The 22,520-nt window shown below is 72.2% G+C and carries 24 protein-coding genes; 8 read left to right on the top strand and 16 right to left on the bottom strand.

The annotated features are described in order from the left end of the window. Positions 1-71: 71 nt before the first annotated feature. The 5 genes from cbiE to GGE06_RS32350 form a co-directional block, all read right to left on the bottom strand. The gene (cbiE, locus tag GGE06_RS32370) at positions 72-1,316 is read right to left on the bottom strand and encodes a precorrin-6y C5,15-methyltransferase (decarboxylating) subunit CbiE (protein ID WP_116161960.1); all 1,245 of its coding nucleotides are present in this window, start codon (positions 1,314-1,316) and stop codon (positions 72-74) included. A 72-nt stretch (positions 1,317-1,388) separates the two neighbouring features. Then, entirely contained in the window at positions 1,389-2,024 is a 636-nt protein-coding gene (locus GGE06_RS32365; protein ID WP_116161959.1) for a GNAT family N-acetyltransferase, read from the bottom strand. A 210-nt stretch (positions 2,025-2,234) separates the two neighbouring features. After that, positions 2,235-3,089, bottom strand: a complete 855-nt coding sequence (locus GGE06_RS32360; protein WP_116161958.1) for a MetQ/NlpA family ABC transporter substrate-binding protein — start codon at positions 3,087-3,089, stop codon at positions 2,235-2,237. A gap of 120 nt (positions 3,090-3,209) precedes the next feature. Continuing rightward, on the bottom strand, positions 3,210-3,878 hold the full coding sequence (locus tag GGE06_RS32355; RefSeq protein ID WP_116161957.1) for a methionine ABC transporter permease: 669 nt from the start codon (positions 3,876-3,878) through the stop codon (positions 3,210-3,212). Next, on the bottom strand, positions 3,875-4,984 hold the full coding sequence (locus tag GGE06_RS32350) for a methionine ABC transporter ATP-binding protein (RefSeq protein ID WP_116161956.1): 1,110 nt from the start codon (positions 4,982-4,984) through the stop codon (positions 3,875-3,877). The genes GGE06_RS32355 and GGE06_RS32350 overlap by 4 nt, the downstream gene beginning before the upstream one ends. 531 nt (positions 4,985-5,515) lie before the next feature. Here GGE06_RS32350 and GGE06_RS32345 point away from each other — a divergent pair. Next, entirely contained in the window at positions 5,516-5,878 is a 363-nt protein-coding gene (locus GGE06_RS32345; protein ID WP_041128303.1) for a hypothetical protein, read from the top strand. 2 nt (positions 5,879-5,880) lie between these two features. Next, positions 5,881-6,306, top strand: coding sequence for a hypothetical protein (locus GGE06_RS32340; protein ID WP_116161955.1), 426 nt, complete (start codon positions 5,881-5,883; stop codon positions 6,304-6,306). Here GGE06_RS32340 and GGE06_RS32335 read toward each other — a convergent pair. The 3 genes from GGE06_RS32335 to GGE06_RS32325 all read right to left on the bottom strand — a co-directional run bounded on the left by GGE06_RS32335 (position 6,303) and on the right by GGE06_RS32325 (position 8,700). Then, positions 6,303-6,794: a GNAT family N-acetyltransferase gene (locus tag GGE06_RS32335; RefSeq protein WP_116161954.1), complete on the bottom strand. Its 492-nt coding sequence runs from the start codon at positions 6,792-6,794 to the stop codon at positions 6,303-6,305. The two genes, GGE06_RS32340 and GGE06_RS32335, sit on opposite strands and share 4 nt — an antisense overlap. Positions 6,795-6,830: 36 nt before the next feature. Continuing rightward, positions 6,831-7,400: a sigma-70 RNA polymerase sigma factor region 4 domain-containing protein gene (locus tag GGE06_RS32330; protein WP_116161953.1), complete on the bottom strand. Its 570-nt coding sequence runs from the start codon at positions 7,398-7,400 to the stop codon at positions 6,831-6,833. A gap of 115 nt (positions 7,401-7,515) precedes the next feature. After that, positions 7,516-8,700, bottom strand: a complete 1,185-nt coding sequence (locus GGE06_RS32325) for a glycerophosphodiester phosphodiesterase (protein ID WP_184932477.1) — start codon at positions 8,698-8,700, stop codon at positions 7,516-7,518. A 242-nt stretch (positions 8,701-8,942) separates the two neighbouring features. Here GGE06_RS32325 and GGE06_RS32320 point away from each other — a divergent pair, with 242 nt between their 5' ends. Then, a complete protein-coding gene (locus GGE06_RS32320) occupies positions 8,943-9,617 on the top strand; it encodes a lysophospholipid acyltransferase family protein (protein WP_116161951.1) in 675 nt (224 codons plus the stop codon). A gap of 66 nt (positions 9,618-9,683) precedes the next feature. Here GGE06_RS32320 and GGE06_RS32315 read toward each other — a convergent pair whose 3' ends face one another. Both GGE06_RS32315 and GGE06_RS32310 read right to left on the bottom strand, forming a co-directional pair. Further along, positions 9,684-11,216 (bottom strand): MFS transporter, encoded by a 1,533-nt coding sequence (locus tag GGE06_RS32315; protein ID WP_184932476.1) that lies wholly within the window; start codon positions 11,214-11,216, stop codon positions 9,684-9,686. Then, positions 11,213-11,764 carry a TetR/AcrR family transcriptional regulator gene (locus GGE06_RS32310; RefSeq protein WP_116161950.1) on the bottom strand — a complete coding sequence of 184 codons (552 nt, stop codon included), beginning with the start codon at positions 11,762-11,764 and terminating at the stop codon, positions 11,213-11,215. The genes GGE06_RS32315 and GGE06_RS32310 overlap by 4 nt, the downstream gene beginning before the upstream one ends. A gap of 85 nt (positions 11,765-11,849) precedes the next feature. On the opposite strand from GGE06_RS32310, the gene GGE06_RS32305 reads away from it, so the two are divergent. Next, entirely contained in the window at positions 11,850-12,359 is a 510-nt protein-coding gene (locus GGE06_RS32305; protein WP_116165629.1) for an HAD domain-containing protein, read from the top strand. A gap of 11 nt (positions 12,360-12,370) precedes the next feature. Here GGE06_RS32305 and argH read toward each other — a convergent pair whose 3' ends face one another. Continuing rightward, positions 12,371-13,798 (bottom strand): argininosuccinate lyase, encoded by a 1,428-nt coding sequence (gene argH / locus GGE06_RS32300; RefSeq protein WP_116161949.1) that lies wholly within the window; start codon positions 13,796-13,798, stop codon positions 12,371-12,373. Positions 13,799-13,946: 148 nt separating this feature from the next. On the opposite strand from argH, the gene GGE06_RS32295 reads away from it, so the two are divergent. Genes GGE06_RS32295 through GGE06_RS32285 form a run of 3 tightly spaced genes read left to right on the top strand, consistent with a single transcriptional unit; the run spans position 13,947 to position 16,664 of the window. Continuing rightward, positions 13,947-15,287, top strand: coding sequence for a HEAT repeat domain-containing protein (locus tag GGE06_RS32295; protein WP_184932475.1), 1,341 nt, complete (start codon positions 13,947-13,949; stop codon positions 15,285-15,287). A gap of 41 nt (positions 15,288-15,328) precedes the next feature. Then, positions 15,329-15,928, top strand: coding sequence for a pyridoxamine 5'-phosphate oxidase family protein (locus GGE06_RS32290; protein WP_116165628.1), 600 nt, complete (start codon positions 15,329-15,331; stop codon positions 15,926-15,928). Positions 15,929-15,974: 46 nt separating this feature from the next. Next, entirely contained in the window at positions 15,975-16,664 is a 690-nt protein-coding gene (locus GGE06_RS32285; protein WP_184932474.1) for a L,D-transpeptidase family protein, read from the top strand. Positions 16,665-16,673: 9 nt separating this feature from the next. On the opposite strand, the gene GGE06_RS32280 is transcribed toward GGE06_RS32285, so the two are convergent. The 5 genes from GGE06_RS32280 to argC are packed head-to-tail and all read right to left on the bottom strand — an operon-like array spanning position 16,674 to position 21,501. Next, the gene (locus tag GGE06_RS32280) at positions 16,674-17,204 is read right to left on the bottom strand and encodes an arginine repressor (protein ID WP_030316147.1); all 531 of its coding nucleotides are present in this window, start codon (positions 17,202-17,204) and stop codon (positions 16,674-16,676) included. A gap of 7 nt (positions 17,205-17,211) precedes the next feature. Further along, positions 17,212-18,411 (bottom strand): acetylornithine transaminase, encoded by a 1,200-nt coding sequence (locus tag GGE06_RS32275; protein WP_184932473.1) that lies wholly within the window; start codon positions 18,409-18,411, stop codon positions 17,212-17,214. Next, positions 18,411-19,313: an acetylglutamate kinase gene (gene argB / locus GGE06_RS32270; protein WP_116161945.1), complete on the bottom strand. Its 903-nt coding sequence runs from the start codon at positions 19,311-19,313 to the stop codon at positions 18,411-18,413. Before argB ends, GGE06_RS32275 begins: the two co-directional genes overlap by 1 nt. After that, a complete protein-coding gene (gene argJ / locus GGE06_RS32265; RefSeq protein WP_184932471.1) occupies positions 19,310-20,476 on the bottom strand; it encodes a bifunctional glutamate N-acetyltransferase/amino-acid acetyltransferase ArgJ in 1,167 nt (388 codons plus the stop codon). Before argJ ends, argB begins: the two co-directional genes overlap by 4 nt. After that, entirely contained in the window at positions 20,473-21,501 is a 1,029-nt protein-coding gene (gene argC, locus GGE06_RS32260) for an N-acetyl-gamma-glutamyl-phosphate reductase (protein WP_116161943.1), read from the bottom strand. Before argC ends, argJ begins: the two co-directional genes overlap by 4 nt. Positions 21,502-21,630: 129 nt before the next feature. Here argC and GGE06_RS32255 point away from each other — a divergent pair, with 129 nt between their 5' ends. After that, positions 21,631-22,467: a hypothetical protein gene (locus tag GGE06_RS32255; RefSeq protein WP_184932469.1), complete on the top strand. Its 837-nt coding sequence runs from the start codon at positions 21,631-21,633 to the stop codon at positions 22,465-22,467. Positions 22,468-22,520 lie beyond the last annotated feature (53 nt).

Genomic DNA, 22,520 nt, shown 5'->3' with positions numbered 1-22,520 from the left:
AACAGACCGTCGAACGTCCCGGTGCGGTACAACAATCGGCCAGCCTACCCTGCCCCGGTGGGGCGGCCTGGTCACGGGGCGCGTTCGATCCTGCGTCCGGACAGCAGGAACACGACCGAACGCTCGCGTTCCGACCAGTCCTCCGGGTCGAGTCCGACGGTCTGCAGGAGGAGGCTCTCGACGGCGTATCCGCCGGCGCCGAGGGCGGCGCCGATCGCCTCGGCCTCGTCGCGGGTGGAGGCGTGGGCGACGATCCGCTCCGGGCGCCGGTCGGTGCAGGCGGTGACGACGGGGACGCCGCCGGCCGCGATCCGTACGACGTCGGGTTCGGGCAGGCTCTCCAGGACGTGCGGGGCGCGGCCCCGGACGGTCTGGAGGGGGACTCCGTGGCGGCGGGCGGCCCGTTCGGCGCGGGCGCAGGCGGCCGGGTCGGCGTCCACGGCGATGACGGCGGCGCCGAAGCGGGCGGCCTCGACGGAGAAGGCGCCGCCCGCGCAGCCGATGTCCCAGACGAGGTCGCCGGTGCGGGGGCCGAGGCGGGCGAGTTGGGCGGCTCGGAGGGCGGGGTCCGTGCCCGCGCCGGTGTGCGCCGGTCCGGTTCCCGGGCCTTCGCCCTCGGAGTCGTACTCCTCGGTGGGAAGCCCCCAGCCGCGGACCGTGCGCGCGGCCGGGTCCTGGCCCATCAGCCAGGGGGCGGTGGGGGTGCCGCCGACGGCGCCGCCGATGACGAGGACGACGTTCGGGTCGCGCCAGGCGTGGTCGGCGGCCTTGTCGGAGGTGAGGACGGACACCTGTTCGCGGTCGGTGCCGAGTTCCTCGCAGACGACGAAGGTGCGGTGGACCCCTTCGAGGAGGAGGGCGAGTTCGGCGGGGCCCGCGCCCGGTGAGGTGAGGACGGCGACCTTGGGGTGGGCGCGGCAGACGTTGACGGCGCGGCGCAGGGTGCGCTGGTGGGCGACGACGATCCGGGCGTCCTCCCAGGGCATGCCGGCCCGTGCGAAGGCGGCGGCGACGGAGGAGACGGCGGGGACGACCTCGACCTCGAGGCCGTGTTCGGGGGCGCGCAGGGTGCGGACGACGCCGAAGAAGCCGGGGTCTCCGTCGGCGAGGACGACGGCGGTGCCGCGGTGTGTCGCGATGCGGCGGGCGGCGAGGTCGACGCTGCCGAGGCGGATGCGTTCGGCGGCGGGGGGCACCTCGGGCAGCGCCAGGTGGTGGGCTGCGCCGGCCACGAGGGTGGCGGCGGAGAGCGCGGCCCTGGCCCCCGCGGTGAGGGGCGAGCCGTCCCAGCCGATCACCGTGACGCGGTCGGCCATCGTCGTCTGTCTCCCTGTGTCGTCGCAGGTCGGGGGCGTGCCGAGCGTACCCCGGGATCGCTTCCCGGGGGCTCAGCTCCAGTCGGTGTACGAGGAGTAGCCGGCCTCGGCCATCTGGTCGGCGACGCCGTCGAGGTCCTCGGGGAGGAGGCCCCAGACGATGAAGTCGGTGCGCAGTTCGGTCCAGCTGCCGTCCTCGGTGCGGGTGCGGGCTATGCAGGCGTTGCGCAGGACGCCTTCGCTGATGCAGCCGATCTTCTGGGCGACCTGCTGGGAGGCGGTGTTGTCGGCGGCGGTGCGCAGTTCCAGGCGCTCGAACTTCTGGTCGCCGAAGAGCCACTGGGCGGTGGCGAGCGCGGCCTCGGAGGCGTAGCCCTCGCCGCGGGCCCAGGGGGCGATGATGTACGACATCTCGGTGGAGCGGACGCGCCAGTCGGTGTTGCTCAGCTGGACGATGCCGACCAGACGCTGGGTCAGGAACTCGGTGACGGCGAGGTCGAGGCCTCGTCCCGCGGCGCGTTCGGTGGGGGCGTACTCGGTGATCCAGCGGTGTGCCGCGGGCTCGGTGTAGGGCTGGGGCACGGCCGTCCAGGCGGCGACCATCTCGTCGTTCATCATCTCGGCGAGGGCGGGGGCGTCCGCCTCCTCGAGCGCGCGCAGCACCAGCCGGTCCGTGTTGATGGAGATGTCCGGAAAGGTGGTAGTCATGCGCAGCTCCATGCCGTGGACCGTCCGAATCGACCGTGAACGCACAGCATGCAGCATGCGACTGCCGGTGCGCATGGCCGGGTCGGGTGTCGGGTGGGGGTGTGGCGAAGGCCCCGCGCACCGGACGGGGTGCGGGGGGCCTTCTCCACAAGGACTGTACGGGGGAACCGGTCTGACGGCCCCTCGGACGCGGGTTCCGCTCGGCGGGCCTTACTGGGCGGCGCCGAAGGCGGGGATGACCGAGCCCTTGTAGGTGTCCTCGATGTACTTCTTCACCTCGGGCGAGTTGAGGAGCTTGGCGAGCTTCTGCACGCGGGCGTCCTTCTCGTTGCCCGCCTTGACGGCGAGGAAGTTGGCGTACGGGTTGCCCTCCGCCTTCTCCAGGACGAGGGCGTCCTTCGCCGGGGAGAGCTTGGCCTCGATGGCGTAGTTGCCGTTGACGACGGCGGCGTCCACGTCGTTCAGGGCGCGGGGCACGGTGGCGGCCTCCAGCTCCTTGAACTCCAGGCCCTTCTTGTCGGTGATGTCGGAGAGCTTGGCGTCGGTGCCGACACCGCCCTTGAGGGTGATGAGGCCGTTCTCGGCGAGGAGGTGGAGCGCGCGGCCCTCGTTGGTGGTGTCGTTCGGGACGGCGATGGTCTGGCCGGCCTTGATGTCCTTCACCGACTTGAGGCTCTTGGAGTAGAGGCCCAGCGGCTCCAGGTGGACGTTCACCACGGGGACGATGTGGGTGTTGTTCTTCTTGTTGAAGTCGTCGAGGTACGGCTTGTGCTGGAAGAAGTTGGCGTCGACCTGGCCGGTCTCGGTGGCGGTGTTCGGCAGGACGTAGTCCGTGAACTCCTTCACCTCCAGCTTCAGGCCGGCCTTCGCGGCCAGGTTGTCCTTGACGAAGTTGAGGATGTCGGCGTGCGGCGTCGGGGACGCGGCGACGACGAGGGGCTTGTCGGCGGCGCCGGCCGCGTCCTTGGAGGAGGACGGGTCCGAGGAGGTGCCGCAGGCGGTGAGGCCGAGGGCCAGGGCGGCGGTGGCGGCGATACCGGCGGTGAGCTTGATGTTCTTACGCACGAAGAGTGCCTCTTTCCGGTGGAGCGGATTCTTTGCCTGGACAACAAGTCCGGGCTGTTCTTCGAGAATCGAAGTCTTGGGGGCCGGGGGCCGTGTCGCGGTGCGGCCCCGGCGGGGTCGTCAGGCGGTGCGGCCCCGGCGGGCGAGGAGTCGGACGACTCCGTCGCCGATGAGCTGGACGACGGTCACGATCAGGACCAGGACGACGACGGTGACCAGCATGAACGTGGTGTCGAAGCGCTGGTATCCGTAGGTGACGGCCTTGGAGCCGAGGCCCTCGCCGCCGACCGCGCCGGCCATCGCGGAGTACCCGATGAGCACGATCACGGTGGTGGTGACGGCCGAGATCAGCGAGGGCAGGGCCTGCGGGAGCAGCACCTTGCGGACGATGGTGGGGATGCCGCCGCCCATGGCCTGGACGGCTTCGACGAGTCCGTGGTCGACCTCGCGGATCGCCGTCTCGACGAGGCGCGCGAAGAAGGGGATGGCGCCGATGGCGAGCGGCACGATCATCGCGGTCGGGCCGATGAAGGTGCCGACGACGAAGGTCGTGAACGGGATCAGGGCGATCAGCAGGATGATGAACGGCAGCGAACGGCCGACGTTCACGATCGCACCGACGACCTTGTTCACGGGCCGGTTCTGCAGCAGTCCGCCCTTGTCCGTGAGGACGAGGAGGATGCCGAGCGGCAGGCCGCCGGCGATGGTGACGACGGTGGCCCACAGGACCATGTAGAGGGTGTCGACGGTGCCCTGTTCGAGCAGGGGCTGCATCTCCGACCAGGTCACTTGGCACCTTCCTTGACCAGCACGTGCGCGATGTCCTGCACGGTGTCCTCGTCCTCCACGAGTTCGACCTGGAGGCCCTGCTCGCGCAGGAAGCCGACCGGGACGACGTTGTCCTCGTACCGTCCGGGCAGTTCGATCCGCATCCGGCCGATCTGCTTCCCGCCGACGGTGTCCATCGCCGCCCCGAGGATCGAGATGTCGATGTTGTACGTGCGGGAGAGCTGGGAGATGACCGGCTGGGTCGCGGCCTCGCCGTGGAACGTGACGTCGACGACGGTGCGGTCGGGGCCCGTGGGGGCGCCGCTGACCGGGAACAGCTCGGCCGCCAGCTGGGAGCCGGGGGTGGCGAGCAGTTCGCCGACGGTGCCGGACTCGACGACGCGGCCGTGCTGCATCAGGGCGGCGGAGTCGCAGATCGTCTTGACGACGTCCATCTCGTGCGTGATGAGCAGGACGGTGAGGCCGAGCTGCCGGTTGAGGTCGCGCAGGAGCTGGAGGATGGAGCGGGTGGTCTCCGGGTCGAGGGCGCTGGTGGCCTCGTCGGAGAGCAGGACCTTGGGGTTGCCGGCGAGGGCGCGGGCGATGCCGACGCGCTGCTTCTGGCCGCCGGAGAGCTGGCCCGGGTAGGACTTCGCCTTGTCGGCGAGGCCGACCAGGTCGAGGAGTTCCAGGGCGCGGCGGGAGCGCTCGGTGCCGGAGACGCCGAGGATCTCCAGGGGGAGCTCGATGTTGTCCTTGACCGTGCGGGAGGACAGCAGGTTGAAGTGCTGGAAGACCATGCCGATGCTGCTGCGCGCCCGGCGCAGGTCCTTCCCGGCGCGGCGGCCCTTTCCGGCGAGCGCGGTGAGGTCGACGCCGTCGACGGTCACGGTGCCGGAGGTGGGGCGCTCCAGGAGGTTGACGCAGCGGATGAGCGAGGACTTGCCGGCGCCGCTCTGGCCGATGACTCCGAACACCTCGCCCTCGCGGACGTGGAGGTCGACGCCGTCCAGAGCCGTGACCTGCCGGCCGCGCGACTCGTAGACCTTGGTCAGGCCCGAAGTGGTGATCACAGGGGTTTCCGTCACTGTCGAGTGCGCGACGCGGGGTCCGTCGGGCACGGGCATTCGTCATTCGGACAGTCAGGCGCACGGGAGGCCGTTCCGGCCGGCTGGTGACCGGGGAACAGTGGTGCGCGGGGCAGGCACGGTCCGGCGCCGGTTGGCGGGCGGATCGGCTCGGCCGTCGGGGTCTCGCTTCGGGGCGCGAGGCTCAGGCGGGGGCCCTCAGATGGCGCACATTCGACACGTACAACGAGCACCGGGCGTCGTGTTCGCCTCGGTCGCAAGGGTGCGGCTGCTCGTCGTGGTCATGTCTGCAAGTAAAACATGCGCAGCTGCGAAGGGAAGCGGGGTGTCCGAATAGCGGACATCGTTGAGACGCCCTGCGGACGCGCCCGGGGCGGGCGTCGGAGCGCCTTTCCTTGCGCGGCCTGGAGGGAACGGCTCCGGGGCCGGTCGCGTCGGGGACGGCTCCCGGGTACGGGATGTGGCCAAGGCCACGCGGTGGGCGGGGTGGAGGGGGACGCGGGCGCCACGTGCTCTCGCAAGCCGGGGGCGAGGGCATCGGGTCATTCGGGCCGTAATACCCTCGGGCGCATGCTTGACGCCCTGACGGTCGCGGTCTCCGTGGCCGCGCTCGCCCTCGCCGCCTGGTGCGGCTTCGCCGCCTTCCGGGACCAGTCGACCAAGGACTGGCACTTCATCGGCATGGCCGTGGTGACCTTCCTGGTCCTGGTCCAGCTGATCGTCGGCATCGTGCAGCTGGCGCGCGGCGAGAAGGCCGAGGAGGGCACGACGATCTTCGTCGCCTATCTGCTCGGCGCGCTGTGCGCGGTGCCCATCGCCGGCTTCATGTCGCTCGCGGAGCGCAGTCGGTGGGGTTCGGCGACGGTGGCGGCCGGCGCGGTCGTCCTGGCCGTGCTCGAAGTGCGTCTCTACGACATCTGGACGGTGGGCTGACCATGACCACGACCGAGACCGAGACCGAGACCCGGGGAAAGACCCGGCTCGTCACCGGCCCGGGCATGCTGCTCGTCTGGCTGTACGGCGTGATGTCCGTCGGCGCGCTGTCCCGCTCGATCTACCAGATCGCGAGCGAGTTCGACCGTGCGCCGCTGGCGTACAGCCTGTCGGCGGTCGCGGCCGTCGTCTACGTGTTCATCACGTACACGCTGGTGCGCGGCGGGGAGAAGGCCCGCAGGGCGGCGCTGGTGTGCTGCGCCGCCGAGCTCGCGGGCGTGCTGGTCGTGGGGACCTGGACGCTGGTGGAGCCGTCCGCCTTCCCGGACGCCACGGTCTGGTCCGACTTCGGCTACGGCTACGTCTTCATCCCGGTGCTGCTGCCGCTGACCGGCATCTGGTGGCTGCGGAGGTCCAGGACCGCCTAGGCGGCCTTCTCCAGGGTCACCAGGGTGAGCTTCGGGCCGAGCTCGCGGGTGGAGACCTGCGCGTACCCCTTGCTGCGGTAGAGGCGCAGATTGCCCTCGCTGCGGTGGCCGGTGAAGAGCTGGAAGCGCTTGGCGGACGCCGTCGCCTCGGCGGTGTCCGCCGCGAAGTGGCGCTCGATGCCGTCGAGGAGGCGGCCGCCGAGGCCGTGGCGCTGCATGCGCGGGTGGACGATCAGCTTGGCGATCCGTACGGTGCCGTCCTCGTCGAGGCGGGCCCGCACGGAGGCGACGACCTCGTCGCCGAGCCGGGCCACGAGCCCGTACCCCTCGGCCAGTTCGGTGCGCAGGGCGTCGAGCGACTGGGTGAGCGGCTCGATGGACCAGTCCCCGTACAGCTCCGCCTCGCTCTGGTAGCAGAGGTACTGCAGCTTCAGGATGTGCTCCGCGTCCTGCGCGTCCGCCGCTGAGATGGTCACACTCAGGCCCATGTGTGCACGCCTCCCGCTCAACTGTCGATCATCGGTTTACCGCACCCTTCCCCGTCGACCGGGGGCGGGAACCTCTGCAGCCAGCATTCTGCGCAGGCATCCCAGGCAACGGGAACGCATCGGCCCCAGACTGCCCTGTGAGATACCCAACTCTCCTGCGATTTCCCGGTAGGTGGGGTCCTGCGGGTCGAGCATCGCGGTCAGTACCTTCGGGCAGCGGCCGGGTGTCCTGGTGACGGCGGCGCGCAGGGTGCGACGGCCCTCGGCGACCATCAGGGAGTGTTCGGGGGAGCCCTCGGGCACGGCGCCGCCCGGTTCGTGCACGGGTTCGTCGCGGTAGGGGCGTTCGCGGTCGTGGGTCCTGCGGGCGCGGCGCGCCTCCGCGCGGACGGCGCGGCGCAGCCATTCGGCGGGCCGCTCGGGTGCGGTGCCGGTCTCCCGGAGCTGTTCCAGGAGGCGCAGCCAGACGGCCTGTTCGAGGTCGCCCGGGTCGACGCCGGCGGCCGGGGCCTCGGCGTCGGACTCGGCGGAGAGCAGCGGGGCGAGGGCGGCGAGGAGGCCGGGGGCGTGGGCTTCCGCGGCGGGGACGGTCTCGGGGGTGGTCATGACCGGCACGATGCCGGGGTGCCCGGCCGCGGTTGCGGGGCGGGGCGTAAACCACCCGGGAGGGGGTCGTACGAGCCGTACGGCCCCCTCTTCGGATCAACCCCGGTCGGTCGGGTCAGTCCCGGGCGGTGAGGTCCTGGGCCGCGAGCAGGGCGGTGTCCGGGTTGTCGGAGAAGATGCCGTCGATCCCCGTCCCCAGGTACCGCTTGAGGGCGCCGAAGGCGTCGCCGTACGCCGTCGGGTCCGTGCCCTTGCGGAAGTCCACGGGCAGGAAGGTGTTCTCGTTGCGGTGCGTGTACGGGTGGAGGATCAGTCCCTCGGCGTGCGCGTCGCGGACCAGGGTGGTCGGGTCGCCGAGCCGGCCGGTCGCGTCCTTCGGGATGACCAGGTCGAGCGTGGGGCCGATGCCCTTGGCGTACGAGGCGATCCAGCGCAGGCCCTCGGGCGTGACCAGGTCGGCGACCGTACGCGGGTCCCCGGCCTCGACGAAGTCCCAGGGGCGGCTGGTCGCGCCGGAGAGCAGGACGACGCCCGGGGCGTCCACGAGCTTCGCCAGGCGCTGGATGCTGCTGGGCTCGAAGGACTGGAGGAAGACCGGGGAGTTCGCGCGGTGGCGTCCGTACCGGCGCAGGAGCTTCGCGAGCCGCTCCTCCAGACCGAGGCCGAGGGAGCGGAAGTAGCTGGGGTGCTTCGTCTCGACGTGGAGCCAGATCTCGCGGCCCCGGCGGCGGCCCTCCTCCTCGGCCCAGATCAGGACCTCCTCGAAGGTGGGGACGGTCCAGCGGCCGTCGTAGAGGGTGTTCTCCTGGCGGGTGGCGGGGATGCGCTCCTTGGCCCGCAGCGTCTTGAGCTCGGCGAGCGTGAAGTCCTCGGTGAACCAGCCGGTGAGCGCGGTGCCGTCGACGGTCTTGGTGGTCTTCCGGGACGCGAACTCGGGGTGGTCGGCGACGTCGGTGGTGCCGGTGATGTCGTTCTCGTGGCGGCAGACCAGGTGCCCGTCCCGGGTGGGGACGAGGTCCTGCTCGACGACGTCGGCGCCGAGGTCGAGGGCGTGCCGGTAGGAGCCGAGGGTGTGCTCGGGGCGGTAGCCGGCGGCGCCGCGGTGGCCGATGACGAGGGGGACGGGGAGGGAGCGGTAGCCGTGGCCCCGGCCGGGCGTGCGGTCCCTCTCCAGGTCCGCCGCGGCGGCCTGCGCGGTGCCGGTGCCGGCGGCGAGGGCCGTGGAGGCGCCGAGGACGGTGGCGCCCGCCGCTCCGAGAACCGTCCGCCGTGCCGGGGTCCGGCGTTCGCCCTGGGTCATGAGGGATCCTCCTGTGTGAGCCGCGGTGTGATGTCCCGCACCTGTCAACTGTTGCCCCCGACGCTAGGCAGTGGGGCCCTACGGGCGGCAGACCTGTGCGGAACATGGCGGAAACACGCGTCAACACTGTGTATCCACTCGGTGAACCCGATGTGCGCGTGAGGGTGACCCGCGAGTATCGTCGCCAGCCTCAGCCGTCGTCCCGACGGGCCCGACCGACCCGCTTCCCACCGGAGGAACCGTTGTCCCGTCTCGCGATCATCAAGGCAGTGCTCGGGCCGGTCATGCGCCTGATGTTCCGCCCCCGCGTGGAGGGCGTCGAGAACATCCCCGGGACGGGTCCCGTGATCCTCGCGGGCAACCACCTGACCTTCATCGACTCGATGATCATGCCGATCTGCCTGGACCGTCCGGTCCACTTCATCGGCAAGGACGAGTACGTGACGGGCAAGGGCATCAAGGGCCGGGCGATGGCCTGGTTCTTCACCAGCGTCGGCATGATCCCGGTGGACCGGGACGGCGGCCGCGGCGGTGTGGCGGCCCTGATGACGGGCCGCCGCGTCCTGGAGGAGGGCAAGATCTTCTCGATCTACCCGGAGGGCACCCGCTCCCCCGACGGCCGGCTGTACCGGGGCCGTACGGGCATCGCGCGGCTGACGCTGATGACCGGGGCGCCGGTGGTGCCGTTCGCGATGATCGGCACCGACAAGATCCAGCCGGGTGGTGCGGGCTTCCCGCGCCCGGGCCGGGTGACGGTCCGCTTCGGCGAGGCGATGGAGTTCTCGCGGTACGACGGGATGGACCGCGACCGGTACGTCCTGCGGGCGGTGACGGACTCGGTGATGGCCGAGGTGATGCGCCTGTCGGGGCAGGAGTACGTGGACATGTACGCCACGAAGGCGAAGGAAGCGGCGTAGCCGCGGTGCGGCATCGGCGGGGGCGGCGTCCTGGACGGGACGCCGCCCCCGACTGCTCCCCGCCGGTCACTTCTCCAGCCTCTGGCCCCTGAGGAGGAACCAGGCGGCGACGGCCGTCGCCAGGAGGACCGCCGCGCCGACGCCGGACGCGATCCGCAGGCCGTCGACGAAGGCCTCCTGGGCGGAGGCGACCAGGGCGGTCGCCGTCTCGGGGGCGAGGCCGCCGGAGGCCTCCACCGCGCCGCCGAGCGATTCGTGGGCGGCCGACGCGATGTCCGAGGGGACGCCGGCCGGAGTGGTGAAGCTCTGGTAGACGCCGGTCACGATGGAGCCGAGGATGGCGATGCCGAGCGCGGCGCCGAGCTCGTACGCGGTCTCGGAGACGGCCGAGGCGGCTCCGGCCTGTTCCTTCGGGACGCTGGAGAGGATCACGTCGGCGGTCACGGTGAAGGAGAAGCCCGCACCCACGCCGACCACGAGCAGGGCGGCACCGAGCAGCGGGTAGCCGGTGTGCTGGTCGAGCGTCGTCAGGACGGCGAGGGCGAGGCCGACCGCGGCGAGGCCGCCGGCCACCACGGACCGCACGGAGAAGCGGCGGGCCACGACGCCGGCGACCAGACCGGCCGTCACGGCGCCGATCGCGGCCGGGAGTTCGGCGAGTCCGGCCTCCAGGGGCTGCCGGCCCTGGACCAGCTGGAAGAACTGGGACAGGAAGAACACCAGGCCGGAGAGGCCGAGGATGGTCAGCAGGTCGGCGAGGACGGCACCGGAGAAGCCGCGGTGGCGGAAGAGGTGCATGTCCAGGAGCGGCGCGGGCAGGGTCAGCTGCCTGCGGACGAACCAGGTCAGGGCGGCGACACCGATGACGGCGCCGGCGCCGGCGCCGAGGGTCGGGCCGTGGGAGGCCAGTTCCTTGACGGCGTAGACGACTCCGATGACGCCGACGAGGGAGAGGGCGACGCTGGGGAGGTCCCAGGGGCCGGGGTTCGGGTTCTTCGACTCGGGGATCAGCTTGGCGCCGACGAGGACGAGGACGGCCATGACGGGCAGGTTGATGAGGAAGACCGAGCCCCACCAGAAGTGCTCCAGGAGGAACCCGCCGACGACCGGGCCGACGGCGGCGCCGGCCGAGGCCATGGCGCCCCAGATGCCGATGGCGAGGCTGCGCTCGCGCGCGTCGTGGAAGAGGTTGCGGATGAGGGCCAGGGTCGACGGCATCAGGGTCGCGCCGGCGACGCCGAGGAGGGCGCGGGCGACGATCATCATCTCGGGGCTGGTCGCGTAGGCGGTCAGGACCGAGACGGCGCCGAAGGCGGTGGCACCGATCAGCAGGAGCTTCTTGCGGCCGATGCGGTCGCCGAGGCTGCCCATGGAGACGAGGAGTCCGGCGATGACGAAGGAGTAGACGTCGCCGATCCAGAGGAGCTGGGTGCCGGAGGGCTTGAGGTCCTCGGTGAGGAAGGGCGTGGCGAGGCCGAGCACCGTGGCGTCGACCGCCACGAGGAGGACGGCCAGGACGAGGACGGAGAGGGCGAGCCACCGGCCGGGGCGGCGCACGCCCTCGATATGGCTTTCCGTCCTGATGCTGTCGGTGGTCACTTCTCCACGCTCCTGCGCGCTCCGCCGAGCAACAGCTCGACGATCATGTACTGGAAGTCCTTGGCGGCGACCCGGCCGTCCTGCACGGCCCAGGCGCCGGAACCGATGAGCCCGTAGAAGGCCTCGGTGAGCCAGGCGGGGGTCAGGTCGATGCGGAAGACGCCCTGTTCCTGGCCGCGCCGGAAGAGCGCGGAGACGCGGGCGTCGAGGCGGGCCCAGCCCTCGTTCTGCTGGTCGCCCTCGAAGAGCTGGTTCTCGGTGACGAGGAACGACAGCAGGGGGCCGACGGGTTCGACCTCGGCGACGAGCCGTCGCACGGCCTCGTCGGCGGGCCCTTCCTCGGTGCGGGCCCGGTCGTGGGCCGCCTCCAGCTCCTGCAGCCCGAGCTCCTCGAGCGCCCGCACGAGGGCGTCCCGCCCGGCGAAGTGCCGGTGCAGCGTCGCCCGCCCGATCCCGGCGGCCCGGGCGACCTCGTCCATGGTGGCGGTCGCCTTCCGGGTGAGCAGGGCGGCGGCGGCACGGAGCACCTGGGTGCGATCGACTGACATGAGACGACCATACACCCAATGAGACATCAGTGTCTCATTCGATAAATCAACGCCTCACCGGGGCGGGGAACGGAATGCTGTGATCGTGACGAAGCCACTGCTGCTGATCGATGTCGACGGACCGCTGAATCCGTACGCGGCGCAGCGCGAGCGGCGTCCGGCGGGGTACACGACGCACCGGATGCGGCCCGACGGCTGGTTCGGGACGAAGCCGCTGCGGGTGTGGCTCAACCCGGACCACGGGAGCGAGCTGCTCGCGCTGGCGGAGGCGTACGAGCTGGTGTGGGCGACGACCTGGAAGGGCGAGGCGAACGACTGGATCGGACCCCGCCTCGGGCTGCCCGAGCTGCCGTTCGTCGACTGGCCGAAGATGCACGGGGCCGCCCCGCGCGGGACGTTCTGGAAGACCCAGTACGTCCTGGAGTACGCGGCGGGGCGGCCGTTCGCATGGGTGGACGACGACATCACGCCGTACGACCACGAGTACGTGGAGCAGAAACACCTCGCCGCCGCCCTGCTGCTGCGCGTCGATCCCCGGATCGGACTGGTCCGACCGGACTTCGACGCGCTCGCGGAGTGGGCGGCGGCGCTGTGACGGGCCGAGGGCTACTTCTTGGCCTCGGCCCAGGCGTGCTGGATCACCAGGTCCGCCTTGACCTCGACGAGCTGGGTGGCGACCGCCGAGGGGGCGGTGCCGCCGCGGCCGTTGCGGGAGGCGAGGGCGCCGGGGACGTTGAGGACGGTGCGGACCTCGGGGGTGAGGTGCTCGGAGATCTTGGCGAACTGCTCGTCCGTGAGCTCGTCCAGCTCCTTGCCCTCGGACTCGGCGACCTTCACGCACTCGCCGGCCACCTCGTGCGCCACCCGGAACGGGACGCCCTGCTTGACCAGCCACTCGGCGATGTCGGTCGCGAGGGAGAAGCCGGCCGGGGCCAGTTCCTCCATGCGGTCGCGGTTGACCGTGAGGGTGGCCATCATGCCGGTGAAGGCGGGCAGCAGGATCTCCAGCTGGTCGCAGGAGTCGAAGACCGGCTCCTTGTCCTCCTGGAGGTCCCGGTTGTAGGCGAGCGGGAGGGCCTTGAGGGTGGCCATCAGGCCGGAGAGGTTGCCGATGAGGCGGCCCGACTTGCCGCGGGCCAGCTCGGCGATGTCGGGGTTCTTCTTCTGCGGCATGATCGACGAGCCGGTGGAGAAGGCGTCGTGGAGGGTCACGAAGGAGAACTCCTTCGTGTTCCAGATGATGATCTCCTCGGCGATCCGCGAGAGGTTCACGCCGATCATCGCCGTGATGAAGGCGAACTCGGCGACGAAGTCACGCGACGCCGTGCCGTCGATCGAGTTGCCGACCGAGCCCCGCTCGAAGCCGAGGTCCTTCGCCACCGCCTCCGGGTCGAGCCCGAGCGAGGACCCCGCGAGGGCGCCGGAGCCGTACGGGGAGACGGCCGTCCGGGTGTCCCACTGCCGCAGCCGCTCGGCGTCCCGCGAGAGGGACTGGGCGTGGGCGAGCACGTGGTGGGCGAAGAGCACCGGCTGGGCGTGCTGGAGGTGCGTACGACCGGGCATGGCGACGTCCGGGTGGGCCTCGGCGAGGCCGACGAGGGCGTCCTGGAGGTCGGCGACGAGCCCGCCGATGATCCGCGCGTGGTCGCGCAGGTACATGCGGAAGAGGGTGGCGACCTGGTCGTTCCGGGACCGGCCGGCGCGCAGCTTGCCGCCGAGCTCGGCGCCGAGGCGCTCCAGGAGGCCCCGCTCCAGGGCGGTGTGGACGTCCTCGTCGGCGATGGTGCCGACGAAGGAGCCGTCGGCGACGTCCGCCTCCAGCTGGTCGAGCCCGGCGATCATGCGGGTCAGCTCGTCCTCGGTGAGCAGACCGGCCTTGTGCAGCACGCGCGCGTGGGCCCGGGAGCCGGCGATGTCGTACGGCGCGAGACGCCAGTCGAAGTGCACCGAAGCGGAGAGCTTCGCCAGGGCCTCGGCGGGGCCGTCGGCGAACCGTCCGCCCCAGAGCCGGACGTCACCGTTGTTGCTGCTCACTGCTGCTCCTCGATCGAACGTGGGCGGATGACGCAAGGTCGACGTTGATAGGCATAACTATGCGGATGGCCGTATGTTTTGTCAATCGCCGCCCGTGGGCCGGGAAAATCAGGGGCGTCCCCGTACACCCTGTCCCTACGCTCCGCCCATGCACGACACCCACACCGAGGGAGCCACCCGACTGGCCCGGGGGACGCCGCTCACCTCGGCGATCGACACGTCGGACGCCGCCGCCTGGACGGGGCTCGACCTCGCCGTACGCCGGCTCGCCCGCACCCGCCCGTCCGCGCTGCCGGACCACGCGTGGGCGACCGGCCGCCGCTTCCACTGGGCGTGGGACGCGCCGCTGCCCACCTTCACCGTGAAGCGCCGCGAACCCGACGAGACCGGACTCGCCCTCGCGCTGTGCCACCCCGACGGCCGGATACGCGAGGCGGCCCTGCGACGCGCGGCCGGTCTTCCCGCGCCGGACCTCCGGCCGCTGCTGCCCCTCGTCGCCATCCGCTGCGCCGACTGGGCGCCGCCGGTGCGCGAGGTGGCCCGCGACCTGCTGCGGGACGCGCTCCCCGGCGCCGGACCCGACACGATCGCCGTCCTGACGACCATCGTCCTGCGCGTCGCCGTGCGCCGGCACGGGGAGGCCGCCCGGACCCTCCTCGAAGCGGCGCTCCGGGACGGCCCGGCGCCCGTCCTCGACACCGTCCTCGTCCGCGACGACCGGGCGACCCGGCGCCTGGCGCACCGGATCGCGGTCCAGCGGCGGCACTTCTCCCCCCAGCGGTTCGCCGAGGCCGCCGCCACCGACCCCGACGTGGTGATCCAGGACATCTGCGCGGACGGCGCGCTCGCCGGCGTGGGTCCGGAGACCGGCGACGAGGTCCTTCTCCCGCTGCTCCGCTCCCCGCACTCCCGGGTGCGCGCGGCGGGCGTGACGGCGCTGCGCCGGGCCGGGCGCCCCGGGGAGGCCGAGGCGTTCCTCGCGGACCGGTCGGGACTGGTGCGGGCCTGCGCGCGGTACGTGCTGCGGCAGTACGGCGTCGACCCCGCCCCGCTCTACCGTGCCCTGTGCGCGAGCGGGTCGCCGCCTCCGGCCGCGCCCCTCGGGCTCGCCGAGTGCGGTGCGCGCGGGGACGCCGCCCTCCTCTGGGGTCTCACCGACCACCCTCACCCCGGTGTGCGCGCCAGGGCCGTGGCCGGGCTGCGCGTACTCGACGCCACGGACGTGGCCCGCCTGATGCAGCTGCTCGACGACCCCGCGCCCGGAGTCGTACGGGAGGTGACGGCCGCCCTCGTTCCGTACCGCGAGCGGCTGCCGGTGGACGCCCTGCGGGCCCGGCTCGCGACGGAGCATCCCCGGCACGTGCGCGTGGCGGCGTTCCGGCTGCTCCGGGCACATGACGGTCCGGACCTGCGGGAGATCGCCCGGACGCTGGTCGAGGACGCCGAGCCGAGGCTGCGCGCCAACTCCTGGGCGCTGCTGAGGAGCTGACGCCCGGACCGGACGGCAGCCGGGTGAGCGAGAATCAGGCCATGGCGAAAACATATGAACGTATCGACGGACGACTCCGGACCTTCATCGAGGACCAGCCGGTCTTCTTCACCGCGACCGCGCCGCTCGCCGGCGACGGGCACGTCAACCTCTCCCCCAAGGGCCGCAGGGGCACGCTCGTCGTGCTCGACGAACTGACGCTCGCCTATGTCGACTTCGGTGGCAGCGGTGCCGAGACGATCGCGCACCTGCGGGAGCCGGGGAACGGGCGGATCACCCTGATGTGGACCGCGTTCTCCGGCCCGCCGACCGTCGTGCGGGTGCACGGGACCGGGGAGGCCGTGCTGCGGGACGATCCTCGGTGGGGCGAGCTGTACGCGCGGTTCCCGGCCGAGGCCGTCGAGGGCCAGGGCAGCGCGCGGGCGATCGTCCTCGTGCACGCGCGGCGGATCAGCGACGCGTGCGGGTTCGCCGTCCCGCTGATGGAGTACCGGGAGGAGCGGGCACTGCACGCCGAGTACTTCAACCGGAAGACGGACCAGGAGTTCAGCGACTACTGCGAGAGCAAGGACCACATCGCGACCAGCCTCGACGGACTGCCCGGGCTGCCGCTCCCGCTGCCCCCGCTGCCCGCCGAATAGCCCCGTACGACGGGCGGGGACCCGTGTGCCGTCCTAGCGTCGCGGCATGCGCACCCTCATCGCCCTCGGCGCCGCCCTGCTCTCCTGCCTGGGCGCCGCGCCCGCCCCCGCACCGCTGCCCGAGCGGATGGCCGACACCGGCGGGGGTTCCCAGCTGATCACCGCCGAGGCCGCGGAACCGGGCGCCACCACGGGGACGCTGACCTGGTGGGACCGGCAGGACGGGCGGTGGGTCGTCGCGGGGTCCGCGCCCGCACGGTTCGGGGCGAGCGGGCTCGCCGAGGGCGCCTCGCGCCGGCAGGGCACGAACACGACGCCCACCGGGCTCTACCGGCTGCCGTACGCCTTCGGGGTGCGGGCGCGGCCCGCCGGGACCCGCTTCCCGTACGCCCGGGTCACCGAGCGGTCCTGGTGGTGCCAGGACAACGCCTCCCGCGCGTACAACCGCTGGGTCGAGGGGCTGCCCCGGGACTGCCGGGCCGCCGAGTCCGAGCACCTCGCCTCGTACGGCACGCAGTACGCGTACGCGCTCGTCATCGGCTTCAACTACGAGCGTCCGGTGCGCGGGCGCGGGGCCGGGATCTTCCTGCACGTCAACGGGCGTGGTGCGACGGCCGGTTGCGTCTCCGTGCCGGCCGACGCGATGCGCGCGGTCCTCTCCTGGGCGGATCCCGTACGCCGACCGCACATCGCCGTCGGAACGCGGGGCGGTCCGACGGCGATCACGCGCTACTGAGCCCGGAGGCTACTTCTGGGCCAGCTTCAGGAGGTGGTCGGCGAGCGCCTGCCCGCCGGCCGGGTCGCGGCTGATGAGGAGCAGGGTGTCGTCACCCGCGATGGTGCCGAGGATGGCGTGGAGTTCGGCCTGGTCGATGGCCGACGCGAGGAACTGGGCGGCGCCCGGCGGGGTCCGCAGCACCACCAGGTTGGCGGAGGCCTCGGCGGAGATCAGCAGTTCGCCGGAGAGGCGGCGCATGCGCTCCTCCTTGGCGGACTCGCCGAGCGGCGCCTGCGGGGTGCGGAAGCCGCCCTCGCTGGGCACCGCGTAGATCAGCTCGCCGCCCGTGTTGCGGATCTTCACCGCGCCGAGCTCGTCGAGGTCGCGGCTGAGCGTCGCCTGGGTGACGCTCAGTCCGTCGTCCGCGAGGAGCTTGGCGAGCTGGCTCTGCGACCGCACCGGCTGCCGGTTGAGGATGTCGACGATCCTGCGGTGGCGTGCGGTGCGGGTCTGCGGAACGGACGGCCCGCCGTGCTCGTTCTCCTGCGCGTCGGTCATCGTCGTCTCATTCTCCGGTTCGTCCTTGCCCGTTCGCCTCGTCCAGGACCCCGGGCAGCGCCTGGAGGAAGGCGTCCGCCTCGGCGTCGGTGAGGACCAGCGGAGGCATGATCCGTACGACGTCGGGGGCGGGCGCGTTCACCAGGAGGCCCGCGTCCTGGGCCGCCTGCTGCACCTGGGGTGCGAGGGGCCCGGTGAGCACGATACCCAGCAGAAGGCCGGCACCACGGACGTGGGAGACCAGCGGGTGCCCCAGACCCTCGATTCCCTGGCGCAGCCGCTCCCCCACCGACTTCACGTGGTCGAGGGCGGCGTCGGCCGCGAGGGTGTCCAGGACGGCGAGTCCGGCGGCGCAGGCGACCGGGTTGCCGCCGAAGGTCGTGCCGTGGTGGCCGGGCGCGAAGAGCTCCGCGGCCTCGCCGAACGCGACGGTCGCGCCCAGCGGGAGGCCTCCGCCGAGGCCCTTGGCGAGGGTCACGACGTCCGGCTCGACGCCGTCGTGGGCCTGGTGCTCGAACCAGTGGCCGCAGCGGCCGATGCCGGTCTGCACCTCGTCGAGGACGAGCAGGGTGCCGGTGGCGCGGGTGATCTCCCGGGCGGCCTTCAGGTAGCCGGCGGGCGGGACGACGACGCCGTTCTCGCCCTGGATGGGCTCGATGATGACGAAGGCGGTGTCCTCGGTGACCGCGGCCCGCAGCGCCCCCACGTCCCCGTACGGGACGTGGGTGACGTCGCCGGGGAGCGGCAGGAAGGGGGTCTGCTTGCCGGGCTGGCCGGTGAGCGCCAGGGAGCCCATGGTGCGGCCGTGGAAGCCGCCGTCGGTGGCGACCATGTGGGAGCGGCCGGTGAGCCGGCCGATCTTGAACGCGGCCTCGTTGGCCTCGGCGCCCGAGTTGCAGAAGAAGACCTTGCCGGGCCGGCCGAAGAGGCCCAGGAGCCGCTCGGCGAGGGCGACGGGCGGTTCGGCGACGAAGAGGTTGGAGACGTGGCCGAGGGACGCGATCTGCTTCGACACGGCGTCGACGACCGCCGGGTGGGCGTGGCCGAGGGCGTTGACGGCGATGCCGCCGACGAAGTCGAGGTACTCCTTGCCGTCGGCGTCCCAGACCTTGGCGCCCTCGCCGCGGACGAGCGGGAGCCGGGGGGTGCCGTAGTTGTTCATGAGCGAGCCCTGCCACCGCCGGGTCAGCTCGGTGTTGCCGGTCATCAGTCCCCCTGTCCGTCCGGCACGACCATCGTGCCGATGCCCTCGTCGGTGAAGATCTCCAGCAGGATGGAGTGCTGGACGCGGCCGTCGATGACGCGGGCCGTGGTGACCCCGTTGCGTACGGCGTGCAGGCAGCCCTCCATCTTGGGGACCATGCCGCTGGAGAGGTCGGGCAGGAGCTTCTCCAGCTGGGTCGCGGTGAGCCTGCTGATGACCTCGTCGCTGTTCGGCCAGTCCTCGTAGAGGCCCTCGACGTCGGTCAGGACCATCAGGGTCTCGGCACCCAGCGCCGCAGCGAGTGCCGCAGCCGCCGTATCAGCATTGACGTTGTAGACATGTCCGTCGTCCTGGGAGCGGGCGATGGAGGAGATGACCGGGATCCGGCCGTCCTCCAGGAGCGCCTCGATGGCTCCGGTCTCGATGGCGGTGATCTCGCCGACCCGGCCGATGTCGACCCGCTCGCCGTCGATGACCGGCTGGTGCTTGGTGGCGGTGATGGTGCGGGCGTCCTCGCCGGTCATGCCGACGGCGAAGGGGCCGTGCTGGTTGAGCAGTCCGACGAGCTCGCGCTGGACCTGGCCGGCGAGCACCATCCGTACGACGTCCATGGCCTCGGGGGTGGTGACCCGCAGGCCGGCCTTGAACTCGCTGACCAGGCCGGCCTGGTCGAGGGCGCGGTTGATCTGGGGGCCGCCGCCGTGCACCACGACCGGCTTGAGGCCGGCGTGCCGCAGGAAGACGACGTCCTGGGCGAAGGCGGCCTTGAGGTCCTCGTCGATCATGGCGTTGCCGCCGAACTTGATGACGACGGTCTTGCCGTGGTGGCGGGTCAGCCAGGGCAGGGCCTCGATGAGGATCTGCGCCTTCGGGAGGGCGGTGTGCTTCCGCGCGGTGTTGCTCATGACGAGTACGCGCTGTTCTCGTGGACGTAGTCGGCGGTGAGGTCGTTCGCCCAGATGACGGCGGACTCCGTGCCGGCGGCGAGGTCGGCGGTGACGACGACCTCCCGGTAGCGCATGTCGACCAGGTCGCGGTCCTCGCCGACGGAGCCGTTCCTGCAGACCCAGACGCCGTTGATGGCGACGTTCAGCCGGTCGGGCTCGAAGGCGGCCTGTGTGGTGCCGATGGCGGAGAGCACCCGGCCCCAGTTGGGGTCCTCGCCGTGGATGGCGCACTTGAGGAGGTTGTTCCGGGCGATGGAGCGGCCCACCTCGACGGCGTCGTCCTCGCTCGCGGCGTTGATCACCTCGATGCGGATGTCCTTGCTGGCGCCCTCGGCGTCGCCGATGAGCTGGCGGGCGAGGTCGTCGCAGACGGCCCGTACGGCCTCGGCGAACTCGTCCTGCTCCGGGGTGACTCCGGCGGCGCCGGAGGCGAGGAGGAGGACGGTGTCGTTGGTGGACATGCAGCCGTCGGAGTCGACCCGGTCGAAGGTGAGCCGGGTGGCGCTGCGCAGGGCGGCGTCGAGGCCCTTGGCGTCGACGTCGGCGTCGGTGGTGAGGACGACGAGCATGGTGGCGAGGCCCGGGGCGAGCATGCCCGCGCCCTTGGCCATGCCGCCGACGGTCCAGCCGTCCTTGGTGACGACCGCGGTCTTGTGGACCGTGTCGGTGGTCTTGATGGCGATGGCGGCCTTCTCGCCGCCGTGCTCGGAGAGTTCGGCGGCGGCGGTCTCGACGCCGGGGAGCAGCTTGTCCATGGGGAGCAGGACGCCGATGAGGCCGGTGGAGGCGACGGCGACCTCGCCCGCGCCGACCTCCGTGCCCTGCCCGCTCAGGACCTCGGCGACCTTCTCGGCGGTGGCGTGGGTGTCCTGGAAGCCCTTGGGGCCGGTGCAGGCGTTGGCGCCGCCGGAGTTGAGGACGACGGCGGTCAGCTCGCCGTCGGCGAGGACCTGCTGGGACCAGACGACCGGGGCGGCCTTGACGCGGTTGGAGGTGAAGACTCCCGCGGCGGCGCGGCGGGGCCCGGTGTTGACCACGAGGGCCAGGTCCGGGTTGCCGTTCGACTTGATCCCGGCCGCGATGCCCGCGGCCGTGAATCCCTTCGCTGCGGTGACGCTCATGGAGCGACTCCAATCGTGGAGAGTCCGGTGTCCTCGGGCAGCCCGAGGGCGATGTTCATGCTCTGCACCGCGCCGCCGGCGGTGCCCTTGGTGAGGTTGTCGATGGCGCTGATGGCGATGATCCGGTTCGCGTTCGCGTCGTACGCGACCTGCACCTGAACGGCGTTGGAACCGTAGACGGACGACGTCGCCGGCCACTGGCCCTCGGGCAGCAGGTGGACGAAGGGCTCGTCCGCGTAGGCCTTCTCGTACGCGGTGCGTACGGACTCGGCGGTGACGCCGGGCTTCGCGGTGGCCGTGCAGGTGGCGAGGATGCCGCGGGGCATCGGGGCCAGGGTGGGCGTGAAGGAGACGGTGACCCGCTCCCCCGCCGGACCGCTGAGGTTCTGGATCATCTCGGGCGTGTGGCGGTGGCCGCCGCCGACGCCGTACGGGGACATGCTGCCCATGACCTCGCTGCCGAGCAGGTGCGGCTTGAGGGCCTTGCCGGCGCCGGAGGTGCCGGAGGCGGCGACGATCACGGCCTCGGGCTCGGCGAGACCGGCCGCGTACGCCGGGAAGAGGGCGAGCGAGACGGCCGTCGGGTAGCAGCCGGGGACCGCGACGCGCCTGGACCCCTCGAGGGCGGCGCGGGCACCCGGCAGTTCGGGGAGGCCGTAGGGCCAGGTCCCGGCGTGCGGGGAGCCGTAGTACGTCTCCCAGTCGGCCGGGTCCTTGAGGCGGAAGTCGGCGCCCATGTCGACGACGAGCACGTCGGGCCCGAGCTGCTCGGCGACGGCGGCGGACTGGCCGTGCGGCAACGCGAGGAAGACCACGTCGTGTCCGGCGAGCTCCTCGGCGGTGGTGGGCGCGAGGACGCGGTCGGCGAGCGGGAGCAGGTGGGGCTGGAGGGCCCCGAGTCGCTGTCCGGCGTTGGAGTGGCCGGTCAGCGTCCCGATCTCCACGTGGGGGTGGGCGATGAGGAGACGCAGGAGCTCCCCGCCCGCGTATCCGCTCGCACCCGCCACTGCTACTCGTACCGTCATCGAAACCCTCCTCATGGATGGCATGACTATACGTGTCGCCGAACTTTTATGCAACGACTCCGTGATCTACGCGCCGACGGCGCCGGCCTGCACCTCCGGTCTACATCCGTTCGAAATGGGGCGCCCGTCGTGGCGCGGCCCGACGGGATGCCCTACGCGAGCGGGTTCGCGACCCCGCGCCCGGACGTACGCCGCGGCGGGACGCGCGGGGACCGGTGGACGGGGGAACTCGTGGCGGCACACCACGCGGTGGACGGGTCGGCGAGCAATCCGGCGGCTCCGGCCGACGTGCTGATACCGCTCGCCGGCCACGAGGACCCCGCCGTGCGGCTCGCGGTCTCCGCCCGCCCCGAGCCGTCGGAGGAGGAGCGGGCCGCGATCGACTGGACGGTCGGCCCCGAGGACCGGCTCGACACCCTGCGGTGGGTGGGAGACGCACGCGAGGACACGGACCTCCTGCACCGCTGCGCGGCGTCCGCGCACACCTGGCCGCGGCGGAGCGCCGCGGTGTGCCCGAAGCCGCCCGAGGACTGCGTGGAGCTGCCGGCGGGCGACGCGGACTTCGCCGTACGCCTGCTGCTCACCGAGTTCCACCCGACGGCGCCGCCGGAGCTGCTGCTCGACCTGCATCTGCACGGCACCCACAGGGCCGTCGCCTCGCCGACCTCCCGGCCGCAGTTCCCGGCGGCGGGCCTCGCCACGCGGTTCGGGGACGCGTCGGAGCCGGAGGCCCGTCGGCCGGCCCTGCGCGATCCGGGCGCGACACCCGCACTCGTCGAACGACCGAGCCGGGATCCGGCGGTGCGGGTACGGGAGGCGGCCTCGCTCGATCGGCGGCTTCCGGTGGCCCGACTGCTGGAACTGCCGGAGGATCCGGAGGTGGGAGGGGCGGCCGCCTGCAATCCGCTGCTGCCGGTTCCGGAGATGAGGGCGCTCCTGGACCGGGCGGGCGTTCCCGGCCTCTGAGCGGACGAGAGCCGCCTCCGGAAAACCACCCTTTGCATGACCATGCGCAATGA

Origin of the sequence: Streptomyces nymphaeiformis, assembly GCF_014203895.1 — a bacterium.
Classification (GTDB): Bacteria; Actinomycetota; Actinomycetes; order Streptomycetales; family Streptomycetaceae; genus Streptomyces; species Streptomyces nymphaeiformis.
Note: the sequence above shows the minus strand (reverse complement) of the source record. Positions and strands in the feature narration are given on the sequence as shown.

Bases quoted from the DNA above. Each gene is read 5' to 3' on its own strand.
- cbiE (WP_116161960.1), bottom strand. From the start codon at position 1,316: ATGGCCGACCGCGTCACGGTGATCGGCTGGGACGGCTCGCCCCTCACC.
- GGE06_RS32365 (WP_116161959.1), bottom strand. From the start codon at position 2,024: ATGACTACCACCTTTCCGGACATCTCCATCAACACGGACCGGCTGGTG.
- GGE06_RS32350 (WP_116161956.1), bottom strand. From the start codon at position 4,984: ATGCCCGTGCCCGACGGACCCCGCGTCGCGCACTCGACAGTGACGGAA.
- GGE06_RS32345 (WP_041128303.1), top strand. From the start codon at position 5,516: ATGCTTGACGCCCTGACGGTCGCGGTCTCCGTGGCCGCGCTCGCCCTC.
- GGE06_RS32340 (WP_116161955.1), top strand. From the start codon at position 5,881: ATGACCACGACCGAGACCGAGACCGAGACCCGGGGAAAGACCCGGCTC.
- GGE06_RS32335 (WP_116161954.1), bottom strand. From the start codon at position 6,794: ATGGGCCTGAGTGTGACCATCTCAGCGGCGGACGCGCAGGACGCGGAG.
- GGE06_RS32330 (WP_116161953.1), bottom strand. From the start codon at position 7,400: ATGACCACCCCCGAGACCGTCCCCGCCGCGGAAGCCCACGCCCCCGGC.
- GGE06_RS32325 (WP_184932477.1), bottom strand. From the start codon at position 8,700: ATGACCCAGGGCGAACGCCGGACCCCGGCACGGCGGACGGTTCTCGGA.
- GGE06_RS32310 (WP_116161950.1), bottom strand. From the start codon at position 11,764: ATGTCAGTCGATCGCACCCAGGTGCTCCGTGCCGCCGCCGCCCTGCTC.
- GGE06_RS32295 (WP_184932475.1), top strand. From the start codon at position 13,947: ATGCACGACACCCACACCGAGGGAGCCACCCGACTGGCCCGGGGGACG.
- GGE06_RS32290 (WP_116165628.1), top strand. From the start codon at position 15,329: ATGGCGAAAACATATGAACGTATCGACGGACGACTCCGGACCTTCATC.
- GGE06_RS32285 (WP_184932474.1), top strand. From the start codon at position 15,975: ATGCGCACCCTCATCGCCCTCGGCGCCGCCCTGCTCTCCTGCCTGGGC.
- GGE06_RS32280 (WP_030316147.1), bottom strand. From the start codon at position 17,204: ATGACCGACGCGCAGGAGAACGAGCACGGCGGGCCGTCCGTTCCGCAG.
- GGE06_RS32275 (WP_184932473.1), bottom strand. From the start codon at position 18,411: ATGACCGGCAACACCGAGCTGACCCGGCGGTGGCAGGGCTCGCTCATG.
- argB (WP_116161945.1), bottom strand. From the start codon at position 19,313: ATGAGCAACACCGCGCGGAAGCACACCGCCCTCCCGAAGGCGCAGATC.
- argJ (WP_184932471.1), bottom strand. From the start codon at position 20,476: ATGAGCGTCACCGCAGCGAAGGGATTCACGGCCGCGGGCATCGCGGCC.
- argC (WP_116161943.1), bottom strand. From the start codon at position 21,501: ATGACGGTACGAGTAGCAGTGGCGGGTGCGAGCGGATACGCGGGCGGG.